The organism is Stieleria mannarensis (assembly GCF_014154935.1).
Classification (GTDB): domain Bacteria; phylum Planctomycetota; class Planctomycetia; order Pirellulales; family Pirellulaceae; genus Stieleria; species Stieleria mannarensis.
Genome location: NZ_JACEHH010000039.1, coordinates 64,262 through 81,284, shown reverse-complemented (window position 1 = coordinate 81,284; position 17,023 = coordinate 64,262). Strand labels below are relative to the sequence as shown.

Sequence of the window (17,023 nt, the reverse complement as noted above, 5' to 3'; positions counted from 1 at the left end):
CGGTCATCGTGCGCCCGCAGAGTCATCTCCTTGGTCCCGGTTTCGATGTTCCAAATCTTGATCGCGCGATCCATGCTCACCGTCGCGATCTTCCCATCCGTCGACACATCGAGGGAGTAAATCTTTTGATCATGAATTTCAGAAATCTGATTGTGGATTTTTCCTTCGCTCAAATCATGGATGGTCATATTCCTCTTCGCCTCACAGACGACCAAGAACCGATTGTCGGGAGATAGACCGATCACAGATCCCTTGTCGGTCGACAGAATTTTGGGTTCACCCATCGGGCTCGACTGGTCATTGATTTGCCAGAGGACCGTGGCCTCGTTACCGGTCGCTGCAACAATCGATCCATCTTGGGAAACACAGATATCCCCGATATCGATGAGAGATGGGTGGGACAGATGTGTCGAGTCACCCGTTTTCCAATCCGTGAGAACCGCAGCCTGCCTGTCCTCGCTCATGTGGAGCACGACAAAATCGGAATTGCAGAATAGGATCCGATTGGTCCACGCCTGATAGGAATTCGGAAGTTCGTCGAATTGACGTGTTACCAGGTCGACAATCTTCGCCGGGGCGCCGCGAAACGACAATGCAACATACCGTCCGCTGGGCGACACGCTTGCTGCAGTGACATAGTCATCGCAAGGGATCGTTTCGGCTTCCCTCATCGGTCGGCCGAGGTTCCACGTCAAGTACCATTCAACTCCTCGATAATCATGTTCCTTCGCCCCGTCTGGTGGAATATTTCGCAGCAGCAGCTGATCGGCGATGAGCGTGCTGTTCTCTTCAAGTGCCGCCGCTGCGGCGAACGTATCTGATGCACATCTTTCTGCAGCCCGCTGCTCCGCTAATTGTTCCGCGGCAATCGCGTTGTTTTCGGCGACGACTCGATAATGATTCGCCACGACGGCTGCAATGACGGCGCCGACGGAAGCAAACGCCACGAGACAAAAAACACAGATGACGGTGACAAGCGTGGCCTTGTGTCGGACCGCAAATTTTCTAAACAGATATCCGCGCGAAGGGGGGCGCGCGTTGACCGGCAGTAGCTGCAAAAAGTTTGTAACGTCTGCTGATAGTTCATTCGCAGTGGCGTAGCGTCGGCTACGGTCCTTGTCGAGCGTCTTCATCACGATCCAATCGAGCTCTCCGGAGATGTTTTTGCAAAGTGAAATTGCATCGGTGCCGCGATGTTTCGCAACGATAGTCAAGCTCGCCCCCATCGTGCTCAACCGGAGGCTCGGTTTGGGCGGTTCTTCTTCGCGAAGAATGCGTTGAATCTCTGCATAAGCAGTCGCCCGTAAACGTTCTCCCGGAATGGGTGTCTCACCGGTCAGTAATTCGTACAGCACAACGCCCAGCGAGTAGATGTCACTTCTCGTATCGATATCAATTGCGCTCATCTCGGCCTGCTCCGGGCTCATATACTGAAGTGTGCCGATCATTTGTCCGAATTGAGTGAAGCAGGTTTTCTCTGTCAACTCATGATTCAAGGCCTTGGCGACACCGAAATCGATGACTTTGGGTAACGGCTTGCCGTCATGGAGTGTCACCAAGATGTTCGAGGGCTTGAGATCTCGGTGAATGATTCCTTTCTGATGAGCATGGTTTACCGCGTGACAAACGGAAATAAAGAGCTCAAGGCGTTGTTCGGTCGTCAATCTGTTTGCATTGCAGAATTCGGTGATTGGAACACCTTTGACTAAGTCCATCACAAAATAGGGTCGTCCGGAATCGGTCACCCCGCCGTCCAAGATTCGCGCGATGTTCGGGTGATCCATCATGGCCAACGCTTGTCGTTCCGCCTCGAATCGGGCGACGACCGCTTTCGAATCCATTCCGGGCTTAATGACCTTCAGCGCCACTCTTTGACGCATGGGCTGCTTCCGTTCGGCCATGTAGACGAGGCCAAACCCACCTTCGCCGATCTTCTGCAGAATCCTGTACGGGCCGATTTGACGCTCGGCCTCTTTCGATTCGAAAGTGAGTTCCTCGGTGAGATCACCATCGAAGCTGATGGACTGGTCGAGCAGACTGTCCGGTTCTTTTCTGGCCGAAAGCAGCGCTTCCAATCGGTGACGAAGTTTGCGATCACCCTTACAGGCATCATTCAAAAACCGTTGACGCTCGTCCGCGTCTTCGATCTCGATTGCTTTCGCAAAAATTGATTCTTCCGTCATAAGCCCGTTCCAGAGTTTTGCCGTAATCTCGCTATACTAACGTGCGTGAAATCGGCAGCCTTTTTCTCACGAAATTTGAAACTTCGCACTGAATCGGCATGCACGGACAAGCCAACGAGTCGATAGACCGCCAAAAGAGGACGTGACGTTTCTCATTTGTCGAGGCCAACATCGATCGGAAAATGATGTATCCACCAGCCTCGGTCTGCTCCGCCGAGCCCGAATAGGGCTCAACACCGCGTTTTTCGGAGATCGGCGGATGGATTTTCGTCGGACACGACGACGCCGTTCGAGCACTGGATATTAACGGTAGAGAAGTCGCCGTAAAACAAACCCACTCGGTCGCTCTCTACACGCAGCGGTTGGACCCACCGCCGGCTCGAAGCAACTTTCCTCCGGCGCAGCGGTGGCGGACACCGCCGCGGCTTGAGCGTTGGGGGCGATGGGTTTCTGACACCGGTGATCCAATCTTCTCTCACACAGGCTGCGCCACTTCGCCGCCTAGGGATCTGCGTGATTCACCGCATCGGTTGACCCGCGACAAGTTCCTGCAACTGCTTTCCGGACTTGTCGACTCGGGTGGCGACGCCTTCGGCGCCGCCGACGATGAACTGCGTTCCGTCGCGGTTGCTGTCCAGGGCGTACAGGTATCCGCCGGGCAGTTTGGCGTTGGTTTCGCGCCCACCGTTGTCGGTCCGGTAGACACGGAAGTAGCCGTCGCCGCAGGTGATGCCGATGCGGTCGTCGCGGCCCACATAGACCAACCGAGTGACCTCGGATTTCAGTCCGCTGATCGTCCGAGTTGCTTTCCCCGATTCGATGTTCCAAATCTTGACCGTTTCGTCGGCCGAACCGCTTGCCAACTCGCTGCGGTTCACGTTCCACGCTAGCGCGCTGACGTGATGCGTGTGGCCTTCGAGCGTCTTGATCAGCGTTCCCGTCTCCACGTCCCACAGTTTGATCATCCGATCGGCGCCTCCGCTGGCCAACGTTTTCCCGTCAGGCGAAAAACGAACGCACAACACCGTGTCGCTGTGCGGCGACTCGATGCGACGCACTAGTGAACCATCGGATGTGTTCCAGATCATCAACTCTCCGCTGCGAGACGGTTCGCCTCCGCCGGTGGCAAGAAATCGCCCCGATGGATCGACATCCACACTCAACACGCGGTCGGCAAAGGGGCTTTCCCCGGTGGCCGAACCGATCGATTGCTGAAGTTGCCAAAGGTGCTGGGAGGGTTCAAGTGCGTGCAGTTGTCCGTCGGCATCTTGGATCAAGACACAGTCGTCGCCCGCGGCGACCCATTGACCACCGACCGGCATTTGGGGGAATCCGCCCAACCAGTCGCCCGCGGCGGACCAGAGATTCCATTGGCCGCTCGGCTTTGAACGTGTCAGAAACCGAGATCCGCCGGCGATCAGGGCGATGGGCAGGTCAGTCGCTTGTGATTGCTCGGCGGCCGTCTTTGACTTCGCGACTTGAGCCTTTCGAGCTTCCTGTTCCGCCTTGGTCTTTTCCAACCGTTGTTGACGACGTTGCACTTCCGCCTCCAGTCCCTCAAGCCGTCGCTTACCACGGGCCTCGGTTTCTTCGGCCGACTTCAATTCGGCTCGTTCGCTGGTGAGTTGTTTGTCTTTTGCTTCGAGATCTTTCGCCGCTTTCTGCGAGGTTTCGGTCAGCGACTTGACCGTCTCGGCAAGTTTCTTCGGATCAGGAACGGCGGCGAGCTTTTGTTCGGCGTCCGTCTTTTGCTTTTTCAGTGCATCGAGTTGTTCGGCGAGTTCCGTGATCTTCTTGTCCAGTTGCGTCACGGTTGCGGTCAATTCCGTTCGCATCTTGGTTGCCGATGCTTCGTCGGTTTTGGCTTGGGCCAGTTTGGTTTTGGCGTCGTCGGCGGCTTTCTTTGCGGCGGCGACCTGCGTTTCTTTTTCGCTGATCGCGGTCTTTTTGGCGGTGATGTCGCCGGCGATCTTTTCCAGACTTTTCTTTTCTGCGTCCACGTTGGTTTGGGCCTGCTTGACCGCTTTGTCATCGGCGGCGATCAGTTTTTCGCCCACCGACGACTCCCATTCGTCCGAGGCATGTGTCGCAGCGGCCTGGGGATCGGATTTGGCGACCTCGGTGTATTTCTTGTCCGCCAGATCAAAGGTCCCGACCGCTCCGGAAGGCGTTGTTACCCACAGCTTTTTTTGATTCGCGGCCAACGCGACCGAGGCCGCGGGCGAGGGCAGTTTGCCGAATTCGACGAACTTGTTTTGAGAAACATCCAGTCGTGCGACCTTGCCTGCGGCGTCCACTGCGACCAACGCCGCGTCGTCGCCGGACGCGGAGGCCAGGAACGTGATCGGCTGATCCGAAACGGACCACGGATTGCTCGACCAAGTCTCGTTTTCGCGGCGATGGCGGCTGACGTTGCCCGACGTCTGGCCGGTGACCAGGTTGTTTTGGTCCAGCCAAATCATGGATGTGGTTGGAGCGGACGTACGGATCGTTTCCGGTTCGATTCCGTCGATGCGGACCGTTTTGTCCCAAGCGATCGCGACGCGCTGGCCGTCGGGCCCGACGGCGATGCGAACATGCTGGGGCGATGCGGAGGACGCCGCGGATTGAATTTCCGTTGGCAGGTCGAAACCCTTCATCCACTGCCATCGATTCTTGCCGACTTCGCCCACACTCAATTCACCCCGCCGAGACAGCGCCGCGACGTGGCGTCCGCTTTCGCTGATCGCGATTGCCAAGGTGTCGTCGCGATCGATCGTGGGGATCGTCGTGGAGTCGAACGGGGCCAAATACCAGAGTTTGACGTTCCGATATCCCGTGGAGATGATTCGCCCACCAGCGGAATCGAATCGCAGGTCTTGAACAAAGTCGTCATGGGGAGGTCGGCCTTGGCCGTCCTGGACACGCTGCAATGAATCGATCGGCTGGGACGATATTGATCCGAACACTTGGATCTGGTTTCCGAATCCGACCGCGGCCAGTCGCCCATCGGATGTGATGGCGGATCCGAAAACGGTTTGCAGGGAATTCGGCAGCGGTTGCCACTGGCGCGGCGTCGGGCTGCTTGCCGCCTGGTCGACCGCGGCGCCGGAGTCGATCCAGCGGCGCAGCAGGGCGAGTTCGATGGGGTTAAGTGCTGCGGCCGAGACGTCGTTGTCCTCCGGCGGCATCAGCGGATCTTCGGCGTGAGATGCCAAAAGAAACAAACGGCTTTTCGACGCATCGCCGGGCACCAAAACGTCGTCCACGTCGGACGCTTTCATCTTGGCGACGGATTCCAGGTTGACGCCGCCTTCTTCGCTGCTGGCGTTGTGACACGCGACACAATTCTTCTTCAGCACCGGCGCGACGTCACGGCTGAACACGACCTCACGGTCTTCGGGCAACTCTGCGATCTCGCGGGGATTGGCCGACACCGACGACATCCACACCGGCGAGAGCGACAGCAGGAACAGCGACGACAGGAACGTGGCTGAAACACCAAGGCGCAAATTCAGACGGGAGTAAGTAGCAGGATGGATCATGGCGTAGCCGGTGGGGCGAAACTTAATCGGATGATTTGCCGTCGGTCGGTGCCGGCGGGATCGTCAACCAGACTTCGGAGGGCGCGGTGGAGGGACGCAGCGGGAACGTTGCGGTGACGGTTCGGTCGGTCGGTTTGCCGTCGGAATCCAGCGACGTGCCGATGATTTGGATCCTGGCGTTTCCGGCGGCACCTTCCCCAACGGTCAACTTTAATTTGACCGACTTCGACGTGTCGCCTTTGGGCTGCGAAATCACGTTTTCGACGACCACTCCGGGTGGCAGTCCCGATGCCGTGATTTGCAGTTTGTCGCTAAAACCCGATGACCGCTCGACCGTGACAGGGATCTCCAGCGGTTTGTCGCGGGGCAGCACGAAGTGGTCTTCGGCGAGTGTGAGTCGACATTCGGGCCGGCTTTCACGAATGGTCAATTGATAGAAATGCCGCGGTCCGTATCCGTCGATCATGTCGGACACCGTCACGTCGATGATGCCGTCTTCTTTGGCGGTGAAGTCGGCGCCGGAATCGACGTTGCCCCGCGAAAGGTCATCGTTGCTGGCCAACACGCTGCCGGACTTTTGCTCCGTGACGGTCAGCTTTGCATCCAGCAGGTACCCGTCCGCTTTCGAACGCACTTCGGCACGGTATTTGGTTCCTTTGACGCCTGGAAATGACACCGTGTGTGATTGCTTCGGCTCGGCGATGTGCCCGGTCAGGACGGCAGGGAGTGTTCCATCAAAATCGTCGTGATGGAGTTGAATCTCTGTCTCAGCAGGACGCGAATCCCAGGCCCAGCCGAGTCCACCGGGGATCGATCCGCTGGCCGGTGCGATTCGCGTGGCCGGTAAGACGTCGACGGTACACGGTTCGGGCAGGTTGTAGCCGAAGGGCAGGGTGCTCGCGCCGCTGATGACCAGATGATCCAGGAACGGCCCCGTGGTGAGTTCGCACAGGTAAACATAGCTGCTCGATCCGCTAAATCCGATCGTGCTGTTGGGTGTTTCGGGAAAGGCAAAGATGCGGACCAGGGCGTCTTGATCGGTCTCGCTGCGGTAGACCAGTTGTGGGTCAAGACCGCGGACATCGTCGACCTGCGCCAGCACGTTGCCGCGCAGGTCCGTCAGTTGCAGCACCGCATCCATCGGGGACGCAAGCAGCTGGTTGGCGGTGACCGAAGCGACCAGTTGCTGGCCGGCCTTGAGCGAGACGCGATAGGCATCGCTATCGCCGCCCTTGGCCAATCGCCCGACGACGACGGCCGGCATCGACACCGCATTGGCCGCATCACGATTGTCGTTCGGTTCGGTTTCGGTAGTGACCGGGACCGTCGCGATGACCAGCGGGTAGAGCTGGCTGGCCGATTGGTCATCGTAGAAACGGACCCAGGCGACGCCCGGCGGAGACGTTTCGGGGATCTTGACGGTGAACTTGCCGGAATCCTTTGCCGCCGTGATTTCAACGTCCGCTCGATCGCAGTCGACCGATGCAGGCCACTTCGGGAATTTTCCCTCCGCGCTGATTTCGGATTCGCCTCCCGCCGCAACCGTCGGCGGGAACAGTCGATCGAGCTTGAGTTGTGCTTGAGCGTTTTGCGATGCCCCGACGCAAAACACAGCCACCACCCCTGCCAGCGGGACGCGTAAGCGAGCGGCCCGAGTCACCACCGCCGGCGGGACGCGTAATGGCCTGTCGATGCAAGCTCGCACACGCACGCACGTGGCAACGCAATGCCCCTCGCTCACGCTTCGGGCTGGCAGGTTCGCAGCGATCTTGAAACACTGATTAAATCGACGGGCCGGTAAGCGAGCAGCCCGCACAGCCTTTGACCTCGCGACGCGCCACCCCGCTTTGGCCAACGTCGCTACGCCAACGCTTGCCCATAGGTCTTGAAACAATCCAACCATCACTACCCCATCAGTTCAGCGATCGGCGTGGCATCGCTGACCAAGTGGGTCGGGCGGCCTTCGGGTGTGTACATCATCTGTCCCGGATCGATTCCCAGTTTCTGATAGATCGTCGAAACAAAGTTCTCCGGTGACAGCACCCGCTCGATCGCCGCATAGCCTTGTCGGTCCGTGGCACCGACGACTTGACCGCCGGGCGTCTTCCCGCCGGCGAACATCACGCTCATCGCGTTGGACCAGTGGTCGCGGCCGCCGCGGGTGTTGATTTTCGGCGTGCGACCGAATTCGCCCAACACGACGACCAGCGTTCGCTCCAACATGCCTTGTTGTTTCAAGTCGGAGATCAGCGCGGCGATCGTCGCTTCGAACGGCGGCAGTTTGGAATCCAACGCTTTGAAGATATCGGTGTGATGGTCCCAGCCGCCGTGGTAAAGCGTCACAAAGGGCACGCCCGCACCGACCAGCCGGCGGGCCAACAGGGCTTGCTGGCCGAACGTGTTGCGGCCATAGGCATCACGGACCTCGTCGGCTTCCTGGTGAATGTCGAACGCGTCTTGAGCCTCCTTGCTGCTGATGATCTGCATCCCCTGGCCATAGAATTCGTCGACCGCCAGTGTCGGGTCGGCGACCGAGGCGTCGTTGAAACGCAGCATCGTGTCGATGTGTTTGCGGATCTGTTGTCGCGACGCGAAACGATCATCGGTCAATCCGCTGGGGATGGTGACGTCGCGGACGCGAAAGCTGGAACTGTTGGGGCTGTCGGGGACGACGAACGGCGCGTACTTGCTGCCCAAAAAATTGGGGCCGCCGGAGCGCGACATGCGGGGCAGGGAAAAGTAGGCGGGAATGCCGTGAGGCGCGCCGATTTCTTTGGCCACCACGCTTCCCAAACTGGGATGGAAACTGACAAAGGCGCCACAACCGACGGGGATCCGCGGCGGGGCGCCGGTCATCATGTAGTGATTGCCCGCGCCATGGTTGCCCTGGTCATGGCGGATGGAACGCACGATCGCCAGATCGTTGCTGATCGCGGCCAGCTTTTTCATCGGCTGGGCAAACTGCACGCCGGGGGTTTGCGTGGCGATCGGCTGGTAGGACCCGCGGATTTCGACCGGCGCATCGGGCTTGGGGTCGAACGTCTCGTAGTGACTCGGCCCGCCGTCCTGCCAAACCAAAATGCAGGCATCGGCTTCGGCCGGTCGCCGCTTGGCATCCGTCGCCGCGGCGCCTCGGGCGCGCGAGGCTAATGCGCCGGTCAGGCCGCCGGCAATCAGTCCTCCCAATCCCAGCTTCAATCCGTCGCGTCGGGTCAGGCCTTCGCAGTTCGTCCAAGATCTAGCCATCGTGATTCCAACCTAGTTTTGAATAACGAATTCGGGTGCATTCATCATCGCCCACATCAAATCTTCGATCGCACCGCGGCGGTTCTCACCGGCCGATGTGATCTGTGTTTCGCAGTACTGTTGTTCTTGCGCGGTCGGCCGCCGAGAAAACACGGCCTGGTACAACTCGGTCACGACCTCTGCGGCCGACTGCTTGCCGGCGGCCAATCGTGCGGCGCGACCGTCATCGCTTCGAACGCGCCGGTCCAGTTCGCGTGAGTTCATCAGGTGCAAGGTCTGGGTAACCGACGAATCGGCGACCCGTTCGCAGGGCGGATCCTGGTTCGGGTCCGGCCGGCCAAAGGTGTCCAGGAACACGGACCCGATCCGATGCGTCCACACCTGATTGGAACGGGATTCCGGTGCGAGTGCGGAGAACGATTCGGTCGTCTCGGTCACGCCGGCCACCGCTTCGGCCAACACCTCGGCACGCAGACGATGCCGATAGTGACGCGAATAGTTCAATCGATCGCCCGTGTTGGTTTCGTTCGGTGTGGAACTGGTCGAGTAAACGTTTGACAGCACGATCGTTTTGATCAGGTCCTTTTGATCGTAGCCGGATTGTTGAAAATGGTTTGCCAACGCGTCCAGCAATGCGGGATTGCTGGGTGGGTTCGTGCTGCGCAAATCATCGACCGGATCGACGATGCCGCGTCCCATCAATTGCGCCCAGACGCGGTTCACATGAACTTTCGCAAAGTAGTCGTTTTCCGGCGAGACCATCCAATCGACCAATGCCTCGCGTGGGTCGTCGTCTGCGGACAGGTCGACGTCGCCGAACAAGGGGGCCGGTGCCAGGACCTCTTCGGTCACCGGATGCCGCACGTCGCCTTTGGTGGAAACGTAAACGATCTCTTCGCCGCCGGAGATGGGAGGCGACAGCCCGGTGCCCTTGCGGCCGACTTTGCCGAAGAAAGCTGCGAAGGAATAGAAGTCGTGTTGGCTCCACTTTTCGAACGGGTGATGATGGCACTTGGCGCAGTCTAACCGCACACCCAGAAACAATTGGCTGACCAACGTCGCGACTTCATCCGGGCTGCGGCGGTCGCGAAACAACGTCGTCGCGCCGTTGTGCCACGTGCTGCCTTTGGCGGTGATCAATCGACGCGCAAACTCGTCGTGCGAGACGTTTTCGCGAAATTGTTGGCGGATCCAGTTGTCATAGTTCAACACCGCCTTGATGCCGACCCGATACGGGTTCGGCCGCAACAGGTCCGCCCACTGGTTGGCCCAGTGATCGATGTATTCGGGTTGGTCGAGCAGTCGGTCGACCAGTGCGGCGCGCTTTTCACTGTCTTGACTGTCAAGGAACTGCATTGCCTCCTCGGGCGTCGGCAATCGACCAATGACGTCGGTGTAGACGCGTCGCAGAAAGACCGCGTCGCCCGCCGGATCGGAAACGCGGATCCGCAATTGATTCAATTTGTCGTACACCAAGTCGTCGATGAAGTTCGCCCGAGGTAGGTCGTCGTAGAAGCCTTCCGGTAACGCTTCGGTCCGGGGGATGCTGACGTTGGCGACACAGATGTGATTCATGTACCGCGCCATCACCGCGGTCTCGCCGGGGACCGGGCCGGCCGTCAAGCGTCCCGCCGAATCGACTTGCACGATCGCCGCCTCGTTGGACAGATAGCTGGTCATGCCGGTGACGTCGCGGGTGGTTCCATCGCTGTAGTGGGCGATGGTGGTCAGGGCTGCCGATTCCGACGGGGCCAGTGCAAACTCGGTCTGCTGTAACTGCACCGACTCCAGAACGGGTTCGTCGGCTAGGCGACGTGGGGCGCCTTGGCGGATCCATGTGACCAGGGTCTGGTAGGCGTCCGAACCGACGACGATTTTTCGGCCGCCGCCGTGTGGTACTTCGGCCGTCGCCTTCTGGACCAGCAAACTCGACTCGGGCGCCGCGATGCTCAGCCGACGGCCACGCGCTTGACGGGCGATCGCGTCGTGGTCGAAGTCGGAATCAAAGCCCAGCAAGGAGAGCTGGAATCCGTTTTGTCCACGCTGCTTGCCGTGACACGCTCCCGCATTGCAGCCGTGGGCGGCCAAAATCGGTTGCACGTCCAATTCAAAACTGACGGCATCGCCGGCAGACGTGACCGACTGCAGTGCAATCGTCAACAGCACCGACACAACGACGTGGCGGATCGACAACCTCGGATCAAGGCGATCGGGCATGGCAACAAGGCGGGCAGGGTAGGGGAGGGAAGGGCAGGGGAGGGCCCCTCAGTATAACCGCTGGCCAACTGTTGATGGGGTGGGAAAGCGGGAAAGAGGGACGCGGGGGAAGAGGAGTGGTCAAAAAATGGGGGCAAAACGATGGGGGCAAAACGATGCGGTAAATATGCCAGCGGGAAGCGTCACGGCCTGTTGATTGAATCGAAATGAACAAGCTAACGATCAGCCGATGGGCGTTGGCCCCGGTTTTGTGGCGGCGAAAACCGAGGCTAGTGCCGTGCGGCTGATGAAATCAACAGGTCGGTCAGCGAGCGGCCCGTGCTGGGATGAGGTGCAGCGAAAAGATGGCAGAATGATGGGGGCGGGGGCACTGGGATACGACGAAAACTCCTCCGAGAATGGTAGTGCCTTCAAAAACTTACGATGGCTCCCTTCTCCCCCGGCGTTGTGGGGCTCCGGCCAGTAGATGCTGCGGATCTGCGTTCACAAGCTGGGCGGACGTGAGGACCCTTTCTGTTGGTAAATCTGCCGGTGTGGGGCGAGCGCTGCGAGGGAGAAGCCGCCGGCCGCATGTAGAATGAGCTCAACTCACATCACGACCACTCCTTTTGGGATCGAAAATGCCACGAATCGAACGCCATAAACTCTGGACCTCCTTGAAACTGTTGCTGCTGGTGACGTTGGGGTTCGGCTTGGACGCGCCACACTCCTTTGCTCAAACTTCCGATTCGCCGCCGCCGAATTTCATCTTTGTGCTCAGCGATGACATCGCCCAGGGCGATTTGGGGTGTTACGGTCAGAAACTGATCCAGACGCCGCGGTTGGACCAGATGGCTGCCGAGGGCACGCGTTACATGCAAGCGTATTGTGGGACCAGCGTTTGCGCTCCCAGCCGATCGTCGTTCTTTACGGGGCTGCACACCGGTCACTGCCCGGTGCGAGGCAACTATGAAGTGGCACCGGAAGGGCAATTGCCGTTGCCGGATGAGACGGTGACGATCGCGGAGGTGGCCAAGTCGGCCGGGTATGCGACGGCGACGTTTGGAAAATGGGGCATGGGGTTTTTTGACACCACCGGCAGCCCCTTCAATCAGGGCGTCGACCACTTTTTCGGCTACAACTGCCAGCGACACGCCCACTCGTATTTTCCGACCTACCTGTATGACGATGCACAGGCATTCCTGTTGCCGGGCAACAACGGCCGGACGGTCGGTAAGACCTATGCACAAACGCTGATCCAGAACGACATGATCGCGTGGTTGCGTGACAATGCCGACAAACCATTTTTCATGTTCTATGCGATCACGTTGCCGCACGGCCGTCATGAAATCGATGACTTGGGGATCTATGCCGACAAGCCGTGGACCCAAAAACAGAAATCGTACGCTGCCCAGGTCACACGGGTCGATTCGGACATGGGCGAGTTGATGGACACGCTCCGTGAATTGGGCATCGCCGAAAACACATTGATCGTCTTCAGCGGTGACAACGGGTCGTCGTTCGACCCGCAGTCCGACATCGGAAGTCTGTTCAACCAGGCGAGCAATGGATTGCGTGGCTACAAGCGGGGGATGTACGAAGGCGCGTTGCGACAGGCGGCACTGGCTTGGTGGCCCGGCACGGTTCCGGCCGGACGTGTCGACGACCAACCGTGGGCGTTTTGGGACTTGATGCCCACCTTTGCCGAACTTGCCGGTACCGAGCCGCCGGCCGGCTACGAAACCGATGGGATGTCATTGGTCGACTATCTCAAGGGCGGAACGGCGCCCGAACGTGACTATTTCTATTGGGAATTGCATCCCGGCAAGCCGATCCAGGCGGCCCGATTCGGGAACTGGAAAGCGGTCCGCAACGGGATCGACAAGCCGATCGAACTCTATGACTTGAGCACCGACGCCGGCGAAAGCAATGACGTCGCGTCGAGCCATCCGCAAGTGGTGGCGCGAGCCGAAGCGATTTTGGCCGAGGCACACCGACCGGATCCGAATTGGCCGCTGCAGGGGCGCAGCGAAGCCCAGGCGAAGAGTGCCAAAGAAGCCTGGGCGGTTAAACGGGCGCGGGACAAGGCAGGGTGGGCTCCCGAGGATGCGGTCGAGCGCGAGTATTGAGCCGCGCAGGTGGGACGTCGTTAAGGGGGGGATCCATCAGTCGATACAATCGACGTCCCTACTGCGGCGGTCGTCGCGCTGGACGGCGTCGTGTCGTTTCAGGATCATGAAGATTCGCGGTTCAAACGTAGCTACCTTCGCCAGAAGGTGGATCCCCGGCGCCTTCCACGCTCGCATCGGGCGTGGCTACGTCAACGTGGCGCTGTTCGGAGAGACATGGACCGGGTCACTTGTTCTTTCGCCGCTGGGTGATCAGCGCGTGCATGACGTCGCTGCGGCGAACCACTCCCACCAATTCGTGGGGGCTGGCGCGCTGGACGACCGGGATGCAGTCGTCGGTCTCGCCCTGAAACAACTCGAATGCCCGCGCCGCCGGTTCGTCTTCGTGCAGACAGGATTCGATCTCGGTCACCAAGTCCTCGGCACGCACCAGTTTGGCGGCGCTGTGGTCGAACAGGACGTCGCTGAGCAGCGGGTAGCGGATCACACCGACGACACTCATCCGGTCATCGACGACCGGGTAGGTGTTGTCGTGGCTGTGTTCGATGTGGGCGACGACTTGGTCGAAATCGGCCGATTGATGGATGCCCTTGGTCTTGCGCAGCAAATCGCTGACTTTCACTTTACCGATCGCGGACGCCGCCGGCGCGGTGCCGTTGAGGGCGGCGCGAAAGCGGTCGACGACTTCCCGCATCTGTTCCAGTGGCGTTCGGCTGGTGTGATGGATCGCCTGGGCCAGCGGGACTTCGCCGGTTCGAATCAGTGAGTGGCGAATGAACAGTGGGCCGATGATTTCGAACAAGACGACCGAACCCAGGATGATGTCTTGAATCGGTTTGCCCAGCTCCGGATTTCGATTGACCGCGATGGTCGACAAGGCGATCGCCGCCCCGGCTTGGGCGAACAGACAGGCGCCGCCCCAATTCCGCACCTCCGGCGGTTGACGGGTCGCTTTGGCCGCGACGTAAACGCCCAGCCATTTGCCGACGATGCGAAACGCGATGTAAACCAATCCCAGTTTTCCCGCCGCGATGAACGCCCCGGCATCGAGCTCGGTTCCGTGGGCGACAAAGAACAGCACCGCCAACAGGCCCGACAAGTGGTCCAGTTCGTCGACGATTTTCTGTTTGTAGTCGGACGTGTTGGCGACTGTGACGCCCATCATCAGGAAGGACAGCATGTACGGGATCTCGAACGATTCATCGACACCCAGCAGGAACGTGACTGCGGCGACCAATAGCACCAGCCAACGTTTCATGTTCAAAAAACCACAGCCGTAGCTGACCACCAGTCCGCCCAGGATGCCAAGGACGATCGATCCGCCGACGTTGAGCAACACGCCTAACATCTGGCGGCTGAAGGAAATTTGCAAACTGCCCTGGAACCACTCGATCACCAAAAACGCGAACTCGAACAGGATGATGCAAGCAAAGTTGTTTATTGCGACCAAAAACCCCGTGCTTTCGGTCACCGGTCCTTCGGATCGAAACTCCTTTAGCACCAGGATGGTCGTCGCCGGCGCGGTCGCCACCGCCAGGCACCCCAACAGCAACGCCATGCTGCCCGAACAACCGAACAGGGCCAATCCGATCGAGACCAGCACGGCGGTGAAGCTGATCTCGGCGACCGAAAGCGTCAGGCAATGTGCGGCGACCCGTCGAACCTTGGAAAACGTGAATTCACAGCCCAAGTTGAACAGGACCAATGCCATCGCCAGTTTCAGCAACGGTTCGAACAATTCGACATGCTCGGTCGGCACCCAGTCCAAGACGCTCGGGCCGACCAGCAATCCGACCAACAAGAACGCCGTCACCTTGGGCAAGTGAACCAAGTCGGCCAGCACTCCGGCGGCCAGGCAAACGCCCAGCAGCAGCCCGATGGTGCTGGTGATGTGCAGATGAAACTCACCCATGGAGATCGCAACTGGAGGTGGCATCGAGATAAACCACGGCCGCATTTGAACGATGCACAAAGAGTGTCAAATGCGGGCACGACGTGGATTTGCCGCGCACCCTTTGCTTGCCGCGGCCCAAGTCTAGCTGGACAGCGGCATTTGGCACAAGAATCATCGCTAATCGTTGGTCGGACGCCACTGCCTTCGCCAGACGGTGGTTCCCCGTCGCCCTCCACGCTCGCATCGAGCGTGGCTACAACATCAAGCGGAAAAGGGGGCCTCAATCACGCGAGCGACTGCGAACACGATGTTGTCTTCGGGGATGGATTTGGCGTTCCACTGCAGCCAACGGTAATGGCCGTCACAATCACGGTATCGGTTGCGGAATTCTGCGATCGATTCGCCATCGGCCAGGGCGCGGATCGCTCGTCGCGTTTGCGTGATGTCGTCGGGGTGAACGAATCGGAGGAATGGTTTGGAAACCAATTCATGGTCGCTGTATCCCAGCACACGCGAAAAGTTTGAATTGACGCGTTTGAAATAGCCGTCCAAGCTGGCGATGCAAAACAGATCCATGCTGATTTCGAAGAACCGACACAGATCGCGTTGGGCACGTTCCATCGACGATTCTCTGAAAGCGGTGATCTGATCGGCGATGGCCCCTGCATCGGCGGGGCGATCATGTTCGTTTCGGGCCAAACAGCGCTTGGCCAGCGCGATGATCGCCGGATCGGTGTCACAGGCTTCCAGTCGTTGGTACGCCTCTCGCAACGCCCCGCGGGCGGCACGGCGGTAAACACGACGAAAATTGTCGCCTTCGTAGGGAGGCCGGCCGGTCAAGATTTCGCACAGCAACGCACCCAATCCGAACACGTCCGAACGCACACTGATGTGATGGCCGCGGGCCTGTTCGGGCGCCATGTAGCTGGGCGTGCCGATGACCTTGCTGTTGGAAAGGATCATCGACAACTCTTTGTCCGAAATGCAATCCATCGCCGCCGGGCTGATCGGGACCGTTTGTATCGGTGATTTTCCCAATTGACGACTCAATCCCCAGTCCATCACGTGAACTTCGCCATACGCTCCCACCATGACGTTGGACGGTTTGATGTCCAGGTGAACGGTTTGATGTGAATGGGCACACGCAATCGTTTGGCAAACTCTCGCAAAGACGTCCAGTAGCCGCGCCTGGTGTAACGCCCTCTTCGGGGCATCGTCCAGTGAGTCGTCGAGCAGCTCGCTGAGCGTTCTGCCCTCGACCAATTTCATCGCAAAGAACGGTTGCCCGTCGTCGCTGATCCCCATGTCATAGACCGCGACGATCCCCGGATGCTGCAGCCGTGCGGTCGTCCGTGCCTCCTGGAAGAAACGTTCCCGCGATTCTTCCCGCGCTTGGTAGCGTTTGAGCAACACCTTGATCGCGACGTCACGGTCGAAAACGTTGTCGTGGGCGTGATAAACCAACCCCATCCCGCCTTTTCCGATTTGCTCGCCGATCCGGTAACGCGGGATGCGGGCGACGGGCTGGGCCGTGGGGACATCGTGATCAAAATCTTTCCACGACCCGCTGTCCGCTCGGTTGCTGTCCGCTCGTTCTTTGGAGATCGATGCGGTGCGTACCGAAGAATGTTCGATCGGCGGTTGTCCCGAGTCATCTTGACTCGGTGCCGGGCTGATGTTGCGGCTGAGTCGGATCAGTGTCATCGCTCGCAAGCTCTTTCAAAATCGAGAGCTTGTGCAGCGTTGAATGATCTGCCTGCCCCACACCCGCTGTCTCGATGTCGTGACCGATGTCGTGGCGATCGCCGTTGCAGCGGGGCAGTCGCCGGCGGGGGACGTGACCTGACCCTC

8 protein-coding genes are annotated in these 17,023 nt (G+C 59.3%); 1 reads left to right on the top strand and 7 read right to left on the bottom strand.

The annotated features are described in order from the left end of the window. The 5 genes from H1B37_RS23440 to H1B37_RS23420 form a co-directional block, all read right to left on the bottom strand. A partial coding sequence (locus H1B37_RS23440; protein ID WP_182869367.1) for a serine/threonine-protein kinase occupies positions 1–2,183 on the bottom strand: 2,183 nt, incomplete at its 3' end. 518 nt (positions 2,184–2,701) lie between these two features. Then, positions 2,702–5,707, bottom strand: coding sequence for a WD40 domain-containing protein (locus tag H1B37_RS23435; RefSeq protein WP_182869365.1), 3,006 nt, complete (start codon positions 5,705–5,707; stop codon positions 2,702–2,704). Positions 5,708–5,729: 22 nt separating this feature from the next. After that, entirely contained in the window at positions 5,730–7,325 is a 1,596-nt protein-coding gene (locus H1B37_RS23430; protein WP_353620906.1) for a serine protease, read from the bottom strand. Positions 7,326–7,612: 287 nt separating this feature from the next. Then, on the bottom strand, positions 7,613–8,953 hold the full coding sequence (locus tag H1B37_RS23425) for a DUF1501 domain-containing protein (RefSeq protein WP_182869363.1): 1,341 nt from the start codon (positions 8,951–8,953) through the stop codon (positions 7,613–7,615). Positions 8,954–8,965: 12 nt separating this feature from the next. Then, the gene (locus tag H1B37_RS23420) at positions 8,966–11,170 is read right to left on the bottom strand and encodes a DUF1549 and DUF1553 domain-containing protein (protein WP_182869361.1); all 2,205 of its coding nucleotides are present in this window, start codon (positions 11,168–11,170) and stop codon (positions 8,966–8,968) included. Between the two features lie 620 nt (positions 11,171–11,790). Here H1B37_RS23420 and H1B37_RS23415 point away from each other — a divergent pair. Further along, positions 11,791–13,278: an arylsulfatase gene (locus H1B37_RS23415; RefSeq protein WP_182869359.1), complete on the top strand. Its 1,488-nt coding sequence runs from the start codon at positions 11,791–11,793 to the stop codon at positions 13,276–13,278. A gap of 226 nt (positions 13,279–13,504) precedes the next feature. Here H1B37_RS23415 and H1B37_RS23410 read toward each other — a convergent pair whose 3' ends face one another. Together H1B37_RS23410 and H1B37_RS23405 are read right to left on the bottom strand one after the other, a co-directional pair. Continuing rightward, on the bottom strand, positions 13,505–15,214 hold the full coding sequence (locus tag H1B37_RS23410) for a cation:proton antiporter domain-containing protein (RefSeq protein ID WP_182869357.1): 1,710 nt from the start codon (positions 15,212–15,214) through the stop codon (positions 13,505–13,507). Between the two features lie 219 nt (positions 15,215–15,433). Beyond that, entirely contained in the window at positions 15,434–16,876 is a 1,443-nt protein-coding gene (locus H1B37_RS23405) for a protein kinase domain-containing protein (RefSeq protein ID WP_182869354.1), read from the bottom strand. Positions 16,877–17,023: the final 147 nt, after the last annotated feature.